Source organism: Marivirga salinae (genome assembly GCF_030503855.1).
GTDB classification, from domain to species: domain Bacteria; phylum Bacteroidota; class Bacteroidia; order Cytophagales; family Cyclobacteriaceae; genus Marivirga; species Marivirga salinarum.
In genome coordinates this window covers 2329628-2347412 of sequence record NZ_CP129971.1, presented here as the reverse complement: position 1 = coordinate 2347412, position 17785 = coordinate 2329628, and the positions used below count along the sequence as shown (strand labels likewise).

The window sequence follows — 17785 nt, the reverse complement described above, 5'->3', positions numbered from 1 at the left end:
AATTTTAAAAAGTCCATTTCCCAATAATTAAATTAAATTCAGGTCAAATTTTAAGCCTCCCTAAAAAATTTAGTGGGGTAATTTATGCCTTATTTTACCATAAACGTAAGTTCCTAAAACAGCAGATGCTATCACCACTAAGATTACACCTACACCATTACCTAATAAAATGAACATAGGCCCAGGGCAAGCGCCTGTCATAGCCCAGCCTAAACCGAATATTGTACCACCGATTATATATCTTGACCAACTAAATTGCTTTGGAGCAATGATAATTCTCTCACCATCTATTGATTTTAGCTTTTTCCTTTTAATTAGCTGAATGACAATAATTCCCACTACTATAGCTGAGCCAATCACGCCATACATATGGAACGATTGGAACTTGAACATTTCGTAAATTCTAAACCATGAAATCACTTCCGCTTTTGCGAGCGTAATCCCAAATACAGTCCCTATTAATAAATATCTTAAAAATTTCATCTATTTTATTTGATTAAATTAAATTACTATCGTTGTGAGACTACAGTTTATTATTTGAACTATATAGCCTCAATAATAAGTCGGTCATTGACCGTTTTCTTTTTAAAAATTAAGAATAATCACATTACTAATAAATGTGGTAAAATAAAGTAGGTCATCACTAGCCCTCCAATAAAGAAGCCTACTACTGCTAAAAGTGACGCTGGTTGCAAATCACTCAAGCCAGAAATGGCATGGCCTGAAGTACATCCACCGGCATATCGAGTTCCAAAACCTACCAAAAAACCACCCAAGACCATAAAAATGATGCCTTGTACAGATAGTAAGTTTTCCCAATTAAAAATTTCAGTAGGCACTACATTCTCACCTGGATTTTCAATTCCAAAAGCTTTTAATTCAGTAATAGTAGTTTCAGAAATATTGGCAGCGGGTTCATAACCTAAATATAAATAGGAAATTAATCCACCTAAAACTAAGCCTGCAGCAAAAACCAAATTCCACATTTGGTCTCTCCAATTAAAATCAAAAAAATCGCAAGATTTCCCAGCACCCAAAATGGAGCACATCGTTCTTAAATTGGCTGAAAGCCCGAATGATTTTCCAAAAAACAACATGGAGAACATAACCATTGCGATCAAAGGACCTGCTACATACCAAGGCCATGGTTGACTTATCCAATCTAATAATTGACTCATAAAATATTTCTTTTAAGTTTTAATCTTATTTAAACATTCATTTAACAAGTTGTTCAAATAATGCATCCCATCATTTTCCCAAATTGATAAAACAAAATTAGTGTAGTAACATTCATTGAGGCGTAACAAAAGTTACGAAATAGATGACAATTGTCATGTGGCTTGCAAAAAGCAAGGCCTATTTCCTTTAAAAGAAATTAAAATCATAATTTGCAGCTAAAACAAAGCAACTTAAGAAAGTGGAAAAAATTATAACAGAAGAGACCTTTACCAACAAAGATTTTTCTAGAGATGGAATTGAAATTGCTGAATACGAAGTTTGTCTATTCAAAAATTGTAATTTTCAAAACTGCGACCTTTCAAGCTTAAAGTTTATGGATTGTGTATTTGAAGATTGTAATTTAAGTTCAGTGAAAATGAATAATACGTCTTTACAAACCGTTGAATTTAGAGACTGCAAAATATTAGGAGTTCATTTTGATGATTGTAATACTTTTGGATTATCCTTGAGTTTTGAAGGCTGCCAACTTAATCATTCTGTGTTTTTTCAACTTCAAATACCTAAAACTAAATTTATCGATTCAAAACTTATTGAAGTGGATTTTGCAGAATGTGACCTCCGTGATTCACAATTTCAACATTCAGATTTATCAGGAGCAATCTTTGAAAATTGTGATTTACAAAAAGCAGATTTCAGAAATGCCAATAATTACAGTTTTGATCCAGAAATGAATAAACTAAAGAATGCAAAATTTACTTTGGATGGACTTCCTGGTCTTTTAGGTAAGTATAAAATAAAAGTAGAGCATTAAAATTGAATGCTCTACTTTAAAAAAATATAAACACTTTTATTTCTTGGGTACTAATTTCTTAATCGTTAATCCTTGTACAAGAATTGAGAACACTACTACAGAATAAGTTGCCGAAAGAATTATATTTTTTGCTTCAAAATCATCTGGTATTGATAAGGCCAATGCCACTGAGATACCTCCACGTAAACCACCCCAGGTGAGAATGGCTAAGGTATTTTTCTCGAAAGACCTGAGCCGCTCCATGATCTTAACGGGAATTCCCACTCCGACTAAGCGTGCAAATAATACAACCACAATAGCGCACAATCCAATTAAGAAATAATCAGGATGGTACTCTTTAGATATGACAATGATTTCAAGCCCTATTAATATAAACAAAATTGCATTAAGTGCTTCATCTACTAAGTGCCAGAATTTGTAAACATAATCTCCTGTAGCTTTTTCAGTTTCGGCAGAATGACCTTCCTTACTTAGAAATAAACCTAAAACAACGACTGCCAGTGGGCCTGAAATATGTAAAAATTCAGCCGCACGATAAGATACCATCACTAAAGATAAAGTGACTAACACCTCTAATTCAACATGCGCATTATCAATGATTTCTAGCAACTTTAAACCAAAGAAACCAAAAACAGCACCTAATAAAATTCCTCCACCTACTTCTACTCCAAATAGACCTAATGTGCTACCTATGCTGAAATTTTCAACGCCTGATTGCGCCAAGCCCAAAATTGTTAAAAAAGTAACAACACCTATACCATCATTGAATAATGATTCACCCGCAATTTTAATTTCCAATTTTTTGGACACTTTTGCATCAGATAGTAAAGCTAAAACAGCTATAGGATCTGTGGGTGAAATTAAAGCCCCAAATAGCAAACAATAAATTAAATCAATCTCGTAGCCAAAAAAAGCAAAAACATAGAACATTAAAAAACCTACTACAAAAGTAGAAATCAGAACTCCAAGAGTAGCAAAAATTAATATTGGCCAGCGTTCTTCTTTAAGACTTTTAACGTTAATGGATAATGCCCCTGCAAATAATAAGAAACTCAGCATCACATCGAGGAGAACTTCTTTAAAGTCAAACTCTGAGACTATGGAAATTGCCAAATCAGTAATCTCAGGAAATATATAACCAGATAATAGAATTAAAACCGAAAGGACTAATGCAATTATCATCAAACCAATGGTAGATGGTAATTTTAAATAATTAACATTAATAAAAGTGAAAACTGCAGCTAAAAAGATTAAAAGCGTGATAAGGTCTAAGACTCCCATTATTCTTTAATGATTATTTAGTTTAACAATTTTTATAGCGTCAAAATAGTAATTAAAAAGAATAATGCCTCGATAATAATTGAGCATTCATCGAAAAAGTACAAAAACAATTTACTAAAGTAATATTAGTAGGATATAAATAACTGATTAAATTCAGAAAGATTGGCAGAATAAATTATCTACCAAAAGCTTCTACGCTATAATCAAGCTTGGTACCATACATTGGAAAGGTGATTTTTAACATCCCATAAAAACCTCTTTTGGCGAGGCCAGGTCTTAAGCCTATTTCAGCACCGTAGCCCCATCCTAATGTTCTATTAAAGTGACCATCAATTCCGATTCTCCCACCAAACTTGAAAGTATTAATAGTTGAAGCATTATAATGAATAAAATCAGTAGCTCCAGCGGGTTTATGATAAAAGTTTTGTGCAATTACCATTGGAAAGATAAATAAATCCATAAAAGTTGAAAAAACATGATCATCCACTAACTCTTCGTATGTTTTATCCGGTTTTGCAGCAAAGTTTTTAATCCAAGTAAAGCCACCACCAACTGAAACACCTGCACCTAGTACATTACCAAAAACTGCCTCTTCTGATTCTCCAGAAAGGGAATTAGCAGTTTCTTCTGTTGCTCCAACTGGATTAACCGTTACGTCTTGCGCAGCAATTGCTCTACTTAATTCTGATGTAGTTTGATAATAAACACCACCTAAACGAGCAAACAATATTTCTCTACGTTTATTAGGAATATCTGCTCTCTGTGGAACTTTAGCTGCCCATTCAGCACCTTCATAATTTTTAGAATAGAGCGGTATCTTACTTTGAGATTCTTGCTCTTTATCCCAAATGTGATAGGATGCACTTGCTTCTGCAAAAAAGAATGTTCGAAACCTTGATTGAGAGTCTGCCCCATTTTTATCAGCAGAATTTCTAGCAAAATCGCTTCCTATAAAATAAGGAGTTCTTGCATGAGCTTTAAAATGCATGAAATCATTTAAATAATAAGTGGCATCTACACCAAAACCCGTTGTTATATTAGTTACATGTATATCACCGTAGGCTGGAGTAATTCCTATGAACAACTTATTAATGTCATAAGGATCATTATACATTTCTTCATATGTAACGGTCTTGTTTTCCGATCTGCGTCTAAATTGTGCTTCCGAGGAAAAGACAAAACTATACGAAATTGCTATGATGAGTGCGAGTCTTACTATTTTCACTATAATTCTTTTTTTTACAGCTGTAAATATAATAATAAATTAGGACTACAATAAATGTAGTCCCTAATTGAGAAAAATTCCTATTAAATTAAGGAAAAATAGCAATTATTTTTTCAGAAACCACTTATGTTAAAAGGTTTTTCAAAACTTTTTCATGTGATTTCACGATATGATCCAAATCTTCTGCGGAAAGTGAAGTAGATAAAAACCAAGATTCATATTGTGCTGGCGGTAAATACACCCCCTCATTTAGCATACCTTGGAAGTACTTCCCAAACATCTCTGTATCACAAGCTTTTGTCCCATCAAAATTATCTACTGGCTGATCTGTAAAGAAAACACTGATCATTGATCCTAATTGATTGATTGTATAGTTTTTACCTAAGGCAGTATTCACTTTAGCAATCTCCTTTGCTAAATATTTTCCAGATGCTGCTATTTGATCATAAACTTCATCGTGGTCATTGAGGTAATGTAGCATTGTCAATCCCGCTGACATTGCAATTGGATTACCTGAAAGGGTTCCGGCTTGATAAACTGGGCCTTGAGGAGAAACAAAATCCATGATTTCCTTTCTACCTCCGTATGCACCAACTGGCATACCTCCGCCTATAATTTTACCAAGCGTGGTAATATCAGGTTTAATTCCATAAATTCCTTGAGCACCAGCTTTTGATAATCTAAAGCCCGTCATTACTTCATCAAAAATCAAGACAATTTCTTCTTGGTCGCAAATGTCTCTCAATCCTTGAAGATATCCTTCTTTTGGGATGACGCATCCCATATTTCCCGCAACTGGCTCCACAATTAGTGCTGCAATTTCTCCTTTATTTTGTTCTACTATCTTTTTAACAGCTTCCAAATCATTAAAAGGAGCTGTTAAAGTATCTTTGGCAGTGCCTGTAGTTACTCCAGGAGAGTTAGGGGTTCCCATTGTGGCCGCACCACTTCCTGCTGCTATCAAAAAACTATCGCCATGACCATGATAACAACCTTCAAATTTCAAGACTTTATCTCTTCCTGTAAATCCTCGAGCAAGTCTCACAGCGGACATAGTGGCTTCTGTACCAGAATTCACCATTCTAACTTTTTCGATAGAAGGCACCATATGTGTAATTAATTCTGCTATTTCAATTTCTTTAGCAGTTGGTGCACCAAAGGAAAGTGAATTTTTCAAAGCATCGGCCACGGCAGCTTCAATAGCTTCATTTCCATGTCCTAAAATCATTGGTCCCCAAGAATTGATAAGGTCTATATATCGATTTTCATCCTCATCATACATATAGGCTCCTTTTGCACTTTTCACAAAAATTGGGTCTCCGCCTACAGCTTTAAATGCTCTTACGGGGGAGTTTACTCCACCAGGTATAAAGTTCTGCGCTTTTCTAAATAATTCTTTGCTTTTGGACTTATCCAGCATGTATTTTTAATTTAATTGATTCTAAAATTTAATCACACAAATTATCTCATTTGAGTTTTATAATCTGGTAATTACTTTAAATAATTATTTATAATCACCTGAAAATCTTTATATAATGATTTAATTCTATTCTTTAAAATCAGAAGGCATTTCATCTACCTCCTCATAATTCAGCATTTTCAATTCTAAAGACTCCATAGTAGTAATCGGAACTACTTGATTATCATTAGCATTGGTATAATCAAATCCAAAGTATAAATACCCTGGTTGAAATCCTTCTTTATAAATTCCGTATTGATAGTAATTCCCATACTCTATAAGTTTTTCGCCAAAATATCGCATAGTTTCATATCCATCATAACTAAAATGTGAAGGCAATTTGTTATATGTTTTTCTATAATCTTCTTTAAATTCTGCTACTTCAGGTGAGCTGAAATCAAAATAATTTTGCCCTACCATTATTACTTTCATCCTCTGTAGCTGATCAAAAGAAATTTGATTCATTTCTAACCAATCATCAAAACCGATCACAGGAATACTATCTCTTCTGGTATCCAAAGCACTTAAAACATTAGATACTAATAAATTATCTGATGAAGCTACCATTACATGACCTATTGTATCTCTGCTTAAAATCAAAGAATCTTCTTCTCCTACCCTCACTTTTACTGTATTACTTATATAAACCTTATTTTGATTTTTGAGCGTATCAGTATCGAAAACTTCTGTTAAAGTCCTTAAAATCTCAGTACTTGCCAGTGGATCTCGTGCAGCTGCCATCCAGGTAATATTAAAAGAGTCCGCCTCTAAGTATTCCTTATAATTATAAGCGAAAACAGAATCTTGCTCCTTATCTCCATAAAAAATGGTAGCATTCTTATTTTTAAAGTTCTGTTTAGCATAGTTCGCTGCTATTTTAGCTCTAGTTTCTGAAGTCGATTTCATCAAAAACGAATAAGGATTTGTTCCAATAGTTACAGAATTAGTTGAAAGAGGATTTACCATATTAATTCGATTCTTAGCTGAATACTCTCTGACCAATTGAGCTGGATCTGGATATAATGGCCCGATAATCAAATCCATCTGTTCTAAATCTCCACTTTCTAAAAGCTCTGCCGTTGCTGCGCTATCTTGCTGAGTATCATATGCAAACAGTTGTATTTGCTCTTTTTCTTTATTTAACTCTGCAACTGCCTCCGAAATACCTTGATATATATCTAGTATAAACTGATTGCCTTTATTTCCTTTGGAAGTGCTTAATCCATCAGCCATAAAAGGGAGCATTACACCTACCCTGTATGTATCTTTCATTTGCGAAACACTTTCATCTACAAAATCAAATCCACTTCTATTTAAATCAAATGAATCTATTAAGAACTCCATTAACTCAACTTTTCTTTCCACCAATGGTTGGCGACTAATTTTATTAGCCAAATGTTGAGCCAAAATTTTATCGTACGGATTTAATTCAATGGCCTTCTGCAATAGTGGAATACTATCATAGCTCAGCAACAAACTTTTTTCAAGATCTTCAGCTATAGGCTTTACATCCTTCGCTTCTATTGCATTCAGAACTTCTATACCTTTAAATAAATCGCCCTCTTCTAATAACATTTTCCCATACCAAACCTCCACTTCCGCTATTTTATCCCAATCAGGATGTGTGGAGCGAATTCCTCTTAATATCTCCATTGCTGATTCAACATCACCCGTTTCATATGCCGATAAAGCATAGTAATAAGAAGCGTATAGATAAAATGGATTGCTTTCATTTATGTCCAATAGCTTTTGGAAATGATTCTGTGCTCTTTGATATTCTCCAGCCTTAAAGTAATTCTTACCTGACAGATAATCTGACTGATAATTTGTTTGTGCATTCAGTTGAAATACACTTAAAATTAAAATCACTCCAAAAATGACAATTGGTCTAAATCGCATGGTATATTTATTAAAATATTATTTAAGCTTTAGTATTTTATTCAATTATTCCCATTCAATAGTAGCTGGTGGTTTTGAACTGATATCATAAACCACTCTATTCACTCCTTTTACCTTATTAATAATTTCATTTGAAACATCACTTAAAAACTCATAAGGTAAATGCACCCAATCTGCAGTCATTCCATCTACACTTGCTACTGCTCTTAGCGCTACTACTCTTTCATAGGTTCTTTCATCTCCCATTACACCAACGGATTGAATTGGTAAAAGAATAGAACCGGCTTGCCAAACTTGGTCATAAAGCCCTCTTTCTTTCATCATTCCGATAAATATTGAGTCCACTTCCTGAATAATATGGACTTTTTCAGGTGTTACATCTCCTAGTATCCTAATCGCTAAACCAGGACCAGGAAATGGATGTCTCCCTAAAATCTTATGATCTATTTCTAATGCTCTTCCTACTGAACGTACTCCATCTTTAAAAAGTGTTTTAAGTGGCTCTACTACTTTCAAATTCATTTTTTCTGGTAAACCACCTACATTATGATGAGATTTAATGGTAGCTGAAGGCCCTTTCACTGATACAGATTCAATAATATCCGGATAAATTGTTCCTTGCGCTAACCATTTAACATCTTTAATAGCTTTTGCTTCTTGGTCGAATACTTCAATAAAAGTTCTACCAATAGCTTTTCGCTTTCCTTCAGGGTCTGAAATACCAGCTAGGGCTTTATAAAACTGATCTTTAGCATCAACTCCTTTTACATTCAGTCCCATGTGCTTATAGGACTCTAATACCTCCTCAAATTCATTCTTTCTGAGCAAGCCATTATCCACAAAAATGCAGTAAAGGTTTTTTCCAATAGCATGATGAATTAGCATGGCAGCCACTGAAGAATCTACTCCTCCTGAAAGCCCTAAAACCACTTTATCATCACCTAACTGCTCTTTTAATTCGGCAATGGTAATGTCTGCAAAAATCTCGGAGGTCCAATCTTGAGCACAACCGCAAATTTTCACTAAGAAATTCTCTAATAATTGTTTTCCTTCCAAAGTATGTGTTACTTCTGGATGAAATTGAATACCGAAAGTTGGTTCATTTTCCAATTCAAAAGCGGCAACTTCAACAGAAGGTGTACTGGCTATAATTTTAAATCCTTCAGGCAAGGTTTTGATAGTGTCACCATGTGACATCCAAACCTGAGAGCCTTTAGTTAAATTCTTTAGCAAATCATTATCCTGATCAAAACTTGTAAGTTTAGCTCGACCGTATTCTCTTATTTCAGAAGGCAATACTTCTCCCCCATTATTTTGGGCAAGATATTGTGCTCCATAGCAAACGCCTAAAAGGGGAACTTTACCTCTATATTTGGTTAAATCAATTTTGGGAGAATCCTCATCTCTTACGGAACATGGGCTTCCAGAAAGAATCACTCCTTTTACATCAGGAGTTAATTCTGGTGCATCATAAAACGGATGAATTTCACAATAAACATTGAGTTCTCGCACTCTTCGGGCAATGAGTTGGGTGTACTGTGACCCAAAATCAAGAATAATAATTTGCTCTGTCATGCTGCAAAAATAATAGGATGAATCAGTTAAGCATAGAAAAAAGTAAGATAGCTTTTAAATAACTTGTTTTCAGGATGTTACAAATGATATTTCAGCTTTAAAAACACGATTTTCCATAATTAACACAGATTTCAACTTTTATGTATTCAAATAATTAAGAAAAAATCCTAAATCCCCACACCAACATATCATCAACTTGTTCACTTTCTTCCATCCATTCATCAATGGTTTCTCTGATAATAATTCCTTGAGTTTCCATCTTTTTCATATGAATACTTGATAGTAACTCCCTAAAATTTTTAATCATAAACTTCTTGTCCTTCTCACCTCCAAATTGATCTACATACCCATCGGAAAATAAGTAAAAGCAAGTATCTCCTACTAAGTTGATTTCATGTGTGTCAAAATTTTTTATATTTTTCTTCTCATCAAGCCCTACTGTAGTTTTATTACCTTTTAATTGGTGAAGTTGCTTATTTTGAATGTAAATTAAAGAATGATTAGCACCTGAAAAATGCACTTTATTTTTCTTTTTATCCCACACACAAACTGAGATATCCATACCATCTCTATTATCGCTTTCTTCTTGCCTTAAAATATGAATAATGCTCAATTTAAGCTGTTTAAGTATTTCAGAAGCTTTGGATACTCCTTTAAAATTCACAATATGGTTGAGCATATCATGACCAATAAAACTCATGAAAGCTCCAGGGATTCCATGTCCTGTGCAATCTGCAACAGCTACCACTACCTTTTCTTCGGATTCACTAAACCAGTAGAAATCACCGCTTACAATATCTTTGGGCTTGTAAAAAATGAAAAAATCCTCTAATTCCTTTCCAATTCGTTGAGAAAAAGGGAGCAAAGCAGTTTGAATCCGTTTGGCATAATTAATACTATCTGTAATATTCTTATTTTTCTCTTCTATCAACTGATTTTTTCGGATTACATCAGTATTAATGGTCTTTAACCTTTCTGCCTGCGTTTCTATCTCCTCTCTTTGTTGGCGAATTTCTTCGTTTTGGATTTTCAATTGGTTGTTTGCCTTTTGCTTTTGATTTTTAGCTCGAAAAGTAATAATGGCAAATACGATTATAATTACTAACACACTTCCAATTGCCACATTCAAAATGCGTTGTTGGGTAATTTGTTTTTGCTTGAGTTCTTTATCTATTCTTAAGATTTCATTTTCCTGCTCTTTTTGTTCTGATTCATAAATGATTCTAAGGTTAGCAATCTGTTTTTGCTTTTCCTCATCCATTAGTTGATTTTCATAAATATAGGCTGAGTCTTTATATTGATAAGCAGTTTTAAAAGCTCCTTTTTGAAAAAAGACTCTTGAAAGATTTTCGAATGAATTGATCTTCCATTTTAATGAATTGACTTGCTGTGCAATTTTTAAGGCAGTATTGGCATTTTCTTCGGCAGAATTCAAATTACCATTTGCCAAATAAATCTCAACTAAGAAATTTAAATACTCTACTGCTCCCAAGTAATCTTGGCTTTCAATCAAATATTCCAATGACTTATTAGTAAGTTCTATTGCTTTTTCTTGATCTCCCAATTGATGGTTCACTTTCGCTTGAATACCTAAAGCATAGGCCATCCCATTAATATCATTCAACTGATAAAAGATTTCATAAGCTTCCTTTTCTAATTTTAAAGCGTCTTGATTTTCATCTGTAGCCTGATATACTTCACCAATATTGAGCCTATAAACAGCGGTACTCATGGGGTATTGGGCTGAATCAATTAATCCTAATGCTTTGGAGTAGAATTTTTTTGCATTTGCATAATCTTCTTGATTGAAATATAAAATCCCCAGACTATTTGATGAGTTTGCTACACCTTTAGAATCTCCCAACAACTCATAATTCCTTAATGACTCTAATAAATTTGAGATGGCTTTTTCGTAGTCTCCTAACACCGTATAAACGGCTCCCAAAACATGTAATGCACCAGCTTTTCCTGAATAATTGCCATTTTTCTCCGCAATCTTTAATGCATCATTTGCATATTTTAATGCCAAATCGGTTTCTAAGGTTCGATAAGCAACAGCTAAATCAAGGTAAATCTCTACTTTTGTGCTATCACTACCTTTTTCTGCAACATTTAACAGACTATCTACTTCTGAATTTTGGGCAGAAATTTTATAGCAAAAAGCCAGTAGAAGTATGAATAATAAGTTGTTTTTCATCTTAGCTAAAAAAATTAATGAATAGAAAGTAGTTACTTCCTTCCATAATTTCTCATTATATTTCGAATCGAATAATGTCAATCAAAACAGAACTGAAAATAATCTATAATTTAAATGATTACAAAATATAATTTTATCATTTTCAATATTCATGAAACAATCCTTTAAAAACTTTATATTTTTATTTTTAGCAGTGTTAACTATTAGCATAACTGCACCAGAATTTACATTTTCACAGGATAATATTGATAAGAAAACAGTTGATTTAGACACTGCTCTCTATGAAACTGATAAAAACTCGCTCTTCCCGCTTCCAGTAGTTTATTATACTCCAGAATCAGGTTTATTTTATGGTGCCAGTATCTTATACAATTTCTTTACGAATAGAAAAAAACCAATTAACGCTAGTCAAATCCAATTAGCAGCGGGCTATACTACCAAACAACAAACCTTGATATTTCTACCTTTCCAGATATTCTGGAATCAGAATAAATGGAGAAGTATAGGGGAATTAGGTTACTATAATTATGCATATCCATTTTATGGAATAGGTAATAATGGTCAGCAAGATGTTTATTCCACTTATAGAGCTAGTTTCCCAAGAGTACGTGTGTTTTTATTAAAAGAAACCGCTCCGAATTTATTTGTCGGTGGACGTTATTGGTTTGAGAATTATGATATCATCGAATGGGACAATTCAGGAGATTTCCAGCAAGAAGACTTTTCTGGTGGAACATATAATAGAACTAGTGGATTAGGGCCTGCTATGATTTATGACACTCGTGATGCAGTTTACTACCCAAGGGAAGGACATTATTTAGAAAGCTTTATTGAATTTAACCACCAATACACAGGGAGCACTCATAATTACACCGCCATCTCTTTTGATTATGCTTATTATTATTCCCCTGCAGAAAAAACCGTTTTGGCCGCCAATGCTTTTTCATGGTCGAATGTTGGTGATGTTCCATTTAACAGATTAGCTCAGTTAGGTGGTAATAAAAAAATGCGAGGTTATTTTCAAGGCTATTTCCAAGACAATAATTTATTGTTAGGACAATTAGAAGTGAGACAAGAGCTTTTCTGGAGAATTGGAGTAGCTGCATTTGGTTCAGTTGGACAAACAGCAGAAACTTGGGGTGATTACGGCATGAACCGATGGAATTATGCCGGAGGAGCAGGTTTAAGATTCACTTTCGATACTAAAAAACACATTAATGTGAGGCTTGATTATGCTGTAGGTAAAGATAGCAATGGGTTCTATATTGCTTTTAATGAGGCTTTTTAAGGCAATAATGATTTTGTTAACTCTAAGATTACACTTTATAGCTGAATTTCATTTCATGTTTAAAAAAATTAGTGCTGTAATCAACTCAAAACCTACAAATTAAAGTTAAATTCCTTAAGTTAACCATTTTGACTTTCCCCTAAGATCTCTATTTCGGTTCTTCTATTAATCTCTCTTCCTCCTATTTCATCATCATTTGATACTAGGGGCTTTTCTTCTCCAAAGCCTTTAGCCTCTAAACGTTCGGTATTAATACCATTAGCAATCAGGTAATCTACCACAGATTGAGCTCTTTTTTTAGAAAGCAACTTATTGTAAACTGAATTTCCTACATCATCAGTATGTCCATTGATCTGCACTCTAAGTTCAGGTGAATTCATTAAAAGGTCTTTAATCACTTTAAGCTCACCTAGCGACTCAGTTCTTAAATCAGAGCTACCACTATCGAAGAAAATATTCTTAAGTACCATTTTAGTACCTACTTCTGCCCTATCCAGCAATATTGAAACATCTATTTCCTGATACTCAGAAAATTCGGGTAGCCTAAAATTGATTGAATTAAATAGATAGCCTTTTTTACTCGTTGATACACCAAAATCACCTCCTTCTGTAACAATCAATTCAAATTCACCTGATTGTGGATCAGAAAATGCTTCTGCAGTCAACGTACTTTTCTTGTTATCAACCATCTTAATTACAGCACCAACTGGTAAGCCCGTGCTGGCATCAAGCACTTTACCTTTAAATACAGTAATCACAGCTTTAGTATCAGGCTCCGTCATCTCTACTTCAACTTCTTTGTCATTTTCAGAAGGTATTTCATTATTTTCTACTAATACAGGTTCAGGCTCGGACTGGACGATTTCTTTAATTTCTATTTTTTCTTCCATATCTACATGATAGATATCTACCATTCCCGAACCACCTGGTTTTCTGGAAGCATAATATGCATGCTTAAGATCGGCAGAGATCACAAAATAATTATCATCATAAACCGTATTGATCGGGCACCCTAAATTAACGGGTGCCAAAAACTCCTGACCCTCTATTTTACTATAATAGATGTCATATCCACCCATTCCTTGATGACCAGAAGAACTAAAATATAAGGTATGTCCATCTGGGTGTATCATCGGTGCGTCTTCAGCGGCTTCAGTGTTAACGGAAGGCCCAAGGTTTTGGGCAGTACCCCATTCGCCATCTTCTCCTTTCGTAGTTCTGTAAATATCCAAGCCTCCGTAACCACCCGGACGGTTGCTTGAGAAATATAAGGTTTGACCGTCAGCAGTTATTGAGACTGATGTTTCCCAAAAAATGGAGTTGATCTTATTGCTAAGCGGTTGAGGATATGTCCATGTTGAATCTTGAAAATTTGAAAAATAAATATCTCCATTGCCCTTCTCTGAATATAAAAAAAGCCTTTTCCCATCAGGAGAGATAGAAGCTACAGCATCATGATAATCACCGTTTAAGTTTCTGCCAAGTTTTTGGGGTTTGCTCCATTGCCCGTCTTGTAGGGAAGAGCTGTAAATATCTTCATAAAAACTACCGTCCTGTAATTTCCTGCCTCCGGTAGAACCCGCTCTGTTTGATGTAAAATAAAGTGTTTTGCCGTTAGCCATTAAGGCGGGTGTGTAATCATGCTGTCCTGAATTTACCGTTTGACCCAGGTTTTCAACAACCACAGGCTTAGGATTACTGTACAAAGAATCAGCTATTAGGCATTCTTCAATTTTTAAGTCGGCTGTATAACGGTTTTTCCTTTTTTTGTCACCGAAAAGATCGTAATACCTGATAGCCTCGTCAAAATTATAATCGTATTGATGAGCCTGTCCTAAATAATAGTCTATGTTAATTCCAATTTTGGGATCGAGTTGCCTCACTAATGTCAGCTGTTTGAGTGCCTCATCATTCTTAAAATCGAATAAGTAGGCTAGCCCCAAGCCGTAAGTGGCATCCGCATTCCCAGGCTTATATTTCAACGCCTTTTTATAATAACTTATGGCTTTGCTATAGTTATTTTCGTTTAGGTATTGATCGCCCTTTCTAACACTTTTTCTAAAATTTTGCGCATGAAGAGCCGAACTACAAATGATAATTAACAAAAAAACTTTTAACCGTAGCATAATTTGACCTCATTAATCTTTTGATATAATTGATAGCATGAGCATTAAGTGTCGAATTTAGTGAAAATTACGATTTTAAAGGTAAGATAATGGTCTTAAAAATTAATTGACTTCTGATAGAATACCCAAGGGTACTTTTTATGAGCCTGCTTTGTTACATTATTTTGTGTGCCTGTTGTATTACAATAAACTAGCTTATAAATAAAGCTTAAATTTTTGGCAGGCCTGCCTGCCGGCAGGCTTTAGCCCGAGAAGTAGATGAGGTGCTTGAGACTTTTTAAGCAGGCCCTATTTAGTTCCCTAATATCCACAACTAAGTGTAACTTAATTATTCTAAAAGTATAAAATTAATTTAAACTAAAGATAAAAGAGTTCATTGTTTTTATAATATTACTCCAAATAGGAACATGCCAGAACTAAAAAATCCCAACAAAAACCTGATTGAGGGATTTTTTAACCATAAACTATTAAACTTTACTATCTACAAAAAAATACTTATTCCAACTCTGTGAAATTTCCTAAATCCAGGGTCCAATCATATTCTTTATAATTCACATCAGGATCAGCATCTTCAGGGATACAATCATATTTATTTAAATATCCAATTACACCTCCTCGATCTGAAAAATCTCCTTTGAACCAACTAAACAGCCTAGTAACATAAACCTGATCTTCATTTTCATTATAATCAGTGGTTCTATTTAAAAACTGTTGGGTAATTTGATCTAGCTCTTTGTCCAATTCATAGGCACTATAAACTGCCACATAAGGACATGAAGTAGCCCCACAATTTACAGCGAAATGAATTCTACCGTCTGTTTCCTCCACTCTAAACTGCTTTTCTAATTTGCTTGCGAAGGGATCTTTCATAAAGCCCATGGATAATTTTACGACAGAGCCTCTAATAATACCATGTTCTATAAAATCTAAACTTAACAACTCCCCTCCTACATTAATTAAATCGCCCTTAAAAAAAGCCCCTCTATCTTCAAAAAGCGAAGGATCTTCCGTTAAAAGTATCTGCACATAAGCATTATAAGTATTGATCCAGAATGCTTTTGTTTTATTATCTGTATCTAATGACTTTGCTAATTTATCTAATGGCAAGGCTTTATATTCATTTACATATTTATGATAATCAGCATTGTCCTTTATGGCTGTTATTAAATTCATACTTAAACGCACAAATTCATTGGGTTCTTTTTCAATTTTACTTAGTCCAAAACTATTAAATCCGACAAATAGTAAATAAATACTAAAGAGTATAGAGCTAAATCTTTTCATTATTGTTATTTCGTAAGTTATGTGAACATAATTACGCATTATTTTAAATTACAGATGCCAGAAAGCTACAATAATAAAATAAGTGTCATTATTCCGACACTCAATGAAGCTGAAAACATTGGAGAATTACTTCAATGTTTAACGCAAAACGGAAAAAATCACATAGCGGAAATCATAGTTTGCGATGCTAAAAGTGAAGATGAAACCACTGCAATTGCTAAAGATATTGGAGCTCAAGTAATCTGCTGCAAACAAGCATCTAGAGCGCATCAAATGAACGAGGGGGCAAAATATGCAACTTCTGATATTTTATATTTTGTCCACGCTGACGCAAAGCCACCTGAAACTTTTGCAATGGATATTATTAATTTCATCAATAAAGGATATGACTTTGGTTGCTACCGTTTCAAATTTGACTCCAGAGATCTTTTTTTAGCCGTAAATTCATTTTTCACCCGTTTCAAAGTGCTTTGGTGTAGAGGTGGAGACCAGACTTTATTTATCAAAAAATCTGTTTTTGATCAGAATAATGGCTTCAATGAGGAATTTGTCGTAATGGAGGATTTCGAACTTATAAAAAGACTATGGAAAAAATATAAGTTCGGTATCATCCCTAAATCAGTTTTAGTGTCTGCCAGAAAATATGAATATAACAGCTATTGGCAAGTGAATATAGCCAATCTTAAAATTTATCGAATGTTTATGAAAGGGTATCACCCGCAAATCTTAAAGGAAAAGTATTTTCAGTTGATAAAACATCCTAAAGAATAAGAAGCCCCTGTATCACTACAGAGGTTCATAAAATAAACCACTACCCTATTAATTAAAAATACATAGGGTCTACCTAAACGTGGGCTATTGCTAGCTTTTTTAATGTTTGTGATCAAAATCGATTTGAAAGGCTTAGGTCAGACGATAGTCAGACCGGATTCCGCTATTTTATGGACTACGCTATGAAACCGGTCTGACCTTCGATACTGACCTCGATAATGCTGTTAATTACTGGCTCATCAAAAATTCATAAGTACCGTACTCTCCTCTAGCCGTTTCTTCTTGATAAACTATCGTAATGGTTAAATTACTATTATTGATAGATGCAGTGAACAACCTGCCGTCCTGTCGAACAAACTCATTCTCCGTTTCAATATTCTCAAAATCAAAGGTGCCGCTGCTTGGCCATACTGGTGATCCGTTTTCAGTGCTATAGCTTTTATCCGTGATGATCAAGCTAAAGTCATTGAAATCACTAATTACCGTGTTTTCTTTTCTTACCTCCTGAGCCGTCCAAGTTCCTTGCAGCGATTCTACTAAATCTTGTTGGGCTTGTTCGGTGGGTGTGATCGTTACCTCATTTTTGCAGCCGATCATGGAAGTCAGTGCTATCAAGCTAATTAGTGTTATATATCTAAATGTCTTCATTTGTTTTCTATTTTATGTATTGAGTGATTTGTTTAAGGTTGA

Annotated in this window: 14 protein-coding genes; 3 read left to right on the top strand and 11 right to left on the bottom strand. The window is 34.2% G+C overall.

Annotated features, from left to right (window positions below):
* Window positions 1-69: 69 nt before the first annotated feature.
* Together QYS49_RS09875 and QYS49_RS09870 are read right to left on the bottom strand one after the other, a co-directional pair.
* Window positions 70-483 (bottom strand): YeeE/YedE family protein, encoded by a 414-nt coding sequence (locus QYS49_RS09875; RefSeq protein WP_308347065.1) that lies wholly within the window; start codon window positions 481-483, stop codon window positions 70-72.
* A gap of 119 nt (window positions 484-602) precedes the next feature.
* Window positions 603-1178 carry a YeeE/YedE family protein gene (locus tag QYS49_RS09870; RefSeq protein ID WP_308347064.1) on the bottom strand — a complete coding sequence of 192 codons (576 nt, stop codon included), beginning with the start codon at window positions 1176-1178 and terminating at the stop codon, window positions 603-605.
* A 239-nt stretch (window positions 1179-1417) separates the two neighbouring features.
* Here QYS49_RS09870 and QYS49_RS09865 point away from each other — a divergent pair, with 239 nt between their 5' ends.
* Window positions 1418-1990, top strand: a complete 573-nt coding sequence (locus tag QYS49_RS09865; RefSeq protein ID WP_308347063.1) for a pentapeptide repeat-containing protein — start codon at window positions 1418-1420, stop codon at window positions 1988-1990.
* 36 nt (window positions 1991-2026) lie between these two features.
* Here the strand turns inward: QYS49_RS09865 and QYS49_RS09860 are convergent, their stop codons facing one another.
* The 6 genes from QYS49_RS09860 to QYS49_RS09835 all read right to left on the bottom strand — a co-directional run bounded on the left by QYS49_RS09860 (window position 2027) and on the right by QYS49_RS09835 (window position 11626).
* Window positions 2027-3271 carry a cation:proton antiporter gene (locus tag QYS49_RS09860; protein ID WP_308347062.1) on the bottom strand — a complete coding sequence of 415 codons (1245 nt, stop codon included), beginning with the start codon at window positions 3269-3271 and terminating at the stop codon, window positions 2027-2029.
* Between the two features lie 175 nt (window positions 3272-3446).
* The gene (locus QYS49_RS09855) at window positions 3447-4496 is read right to left on the bottom strand and encodes a hypothetical protein (RefSeq protein WP_308347061.1); all 1050 of its coding nucleotides are present in this window, start codon (window positions 4494-4496) and stop codon (window positions 3447-3449) included.
* A 124-nt stretch (window positions 4497-4620) separates the two neighbouring features.
* Complete coding sequence (hemL, locus tag QYS49_RS09850) at window positions 4621-5916, bottom strand: glutamate-1-semialdehyde 2,1-aminomutase (protein WP_372587662.1); 1296 nt, start codon at window positions 5914-5916, stop codon at window positions 4621-4623.
* A 126-nt stretch (window positions 5917-6042) separates the two neighbouring features.
* On the bottom strand, window positions 6043-7854 hold the full coding sequence (locus tag QYS49_RS09845) for an ABC transporter substrate-binding protein (protein WP_308347060.1): 1812 nt from the start codon (window positions 7852-7854) through the stop codon (window positions 6043-6045).
* Between the two features lie 45 nt (window positions 7855-7899).
* Entirely contained in the window at window positions 7900-9429 is a 1530-nt protein-coding gene (gene guaA, locus QYS49_RS09840; RefSeq protein WP_308347059.1) for a glutamine-hydrolyzing GMP synthase, read from the bottom strand.
* A gap of 154 nt (window positions 9430-9583) precedes the next feature.
* A complete protein-coding gene (locus tag QYS49_RS09835) occupies window positions 9584-11626 on the bottom strand; it encodes a tetratricopeptide repeat protein (RefSeq protein WP_308347058.1) in 2043 nt (680 codons plus the stop codon).
* A 151-nt stretch (window positions 11627-11777) separates the two neighbouring features.
* Between QYS49_RS09835 and QYS49_RS09830 the strand changes: the two genes are divergently transcribed.
* A complete protein-coding gene (locus QYS49_RS09830; RefSeq protein WP_308347057.1) occupies window positions 11778-12914 on the top strand; it encodes a BamA/TamA family outer membrane protein in 1137 nt (378 codons plus the stop codon).
* Between the two features lie 119 nt (window positions 12915-13033).
* On the opposite strand, the gene QYS49_RS09825 is transcribed toward QYS49_RS09830, so the two are convergent.
* Entirely contained in the window at window positions 13034-15040 is a 2007-nt protein-coding gene (locus QYS49_RS09825) for an OmpA family protein (RefSeq protein ID WP_308347056.1), read from the bottom strand.
* A 495-nt stretch (window positions 15041-15535) separates the two neighbouring features.
* On the bottom strand, window positions 15536-16324 hold the full coding sequence (locus QYS49_RS09820; RefSeq protein ID WP_308347055.1) for a DUF547 domain-containing protein: 789 nt from the start codon (window positions 16322-16324) through the stop codon (window positions 15536-15538).
* Between the two features lie 54 nt (window positions 16325-16378).
* On the opposite strand from QYS49_RS09820, the gene QYS49_RS09815 reads away from it, so the two are divergent.
* Window positions 16379-17095, top strand: a complete 717-nt coding sequence (locus QYS49_RS09815; RefSeq protein ID WP_308347054.1) for a TIGR04283 family arsenosugar biosynthesis glycosyltransferase — start codon at window positions 16379-16381, stop codon at window positions 17093-17095.
* A gap of 228 nt (window positions 17096-17323) precedes the next feature.
* Here the strand turns inward: QYS49_RS09815 and QYS49_RS09810 are convergent, their stop codons facing one another.
* Window positions 17324-17743, bottom strand: a complete 420-nt coding sequence (locus tag QYS49_RS09810; RefSeq protein WP_308347053.1) for a hypothetical protein — start codon at window positions 17741-17743, stop codon at window positions 17324-17326.
* Window positions 17744-17785: the final 42 nt, after the last annotated feature.

Bases quoted from the DNA above. Each gene is read 5' to 3' on its own strand.
- QYS49_RS09810 (WP_308347053.1), bottom strand. From the start codon at position 17,743: ATGAAGACATTTAGATATATAACACTAATTAGCTTGATAGCACTGACT.
- QYS49_RS09825 (WP_308347056.1), bottom strand. From the start codon at position 15,040: ATGCTACGGTTAAAAGTTTTTTTGTTAATTATCATTTGTAGTTCGGCT.
- QYS49_RS09830 (WP_308347057.1), top strand. From the start codon at position 11,778: ATGAAACAATCCTTTAAAAACTTTATATTTTTATTTTTAGCAGTGTTA.
- guaA (WP_308347059.1), bottom strand. From the start codon at position 9,429: ATGACAGAGCAAATTATTATTCTTGATTTTGGGTCACAGTACACCCAA.
- QYS49_RS09870 (WP_308347064.1), bottom strand. From the start codon at position 1,178: ATGAGTCAATTATTAGATTGGATAAGTCAACCATGGCCTTGGTATGTA.
- QYS49_RS09835 (WP_308347058.1), bottom strand. From the start codon at position 11,626: ATGAAAAACAACTTATTATTCATACTTCTACTGGCTTTTTGCTATAAA.
- QYS49_RS09860 (WP_308347062.1), bottom strand. From the start codon at position 3,271: ATGGGAGTCTTAGACCTTATCACGCTTTTAATCTTTTTAGCTGCAGTT.
- QYS49_RS09875 (WP_308347065.1), bottom strand. From the start codon at position 483: ATGAAATTTTTAAGATATTTATTAATAGGGACTGTATTTGGGATTACG.
- QYS49_RS09815 (WP_308347054.1), top strand. From the start codon at position 16,379: ATGCCAGAAAGCTACAATAATAAAATAAGTGTCATTATTCCGACACTC.
- QYS49_RS09820 (WP_308347055.1), bottom strand. From the start codon at position 16,324: ATGAAAAGATTTAGCTCTATACTCTTTAGTATTTATTTACTATTTGTC.
- hemL (WP_372587662.1), bottom strand. From the start codon at position 5,916: ATGCTGGATAAGTCCAAAAGCAAAGAATTATTTAGAAAAGCGCAGAAC.
- QYS49_RS09845 (WP_308347060.1), bottom strand. From the start codon at position 7,854: ATGCGATTTAGACCAATTGTCATTTTTGGAGTGATTTTAATTTTAAGT.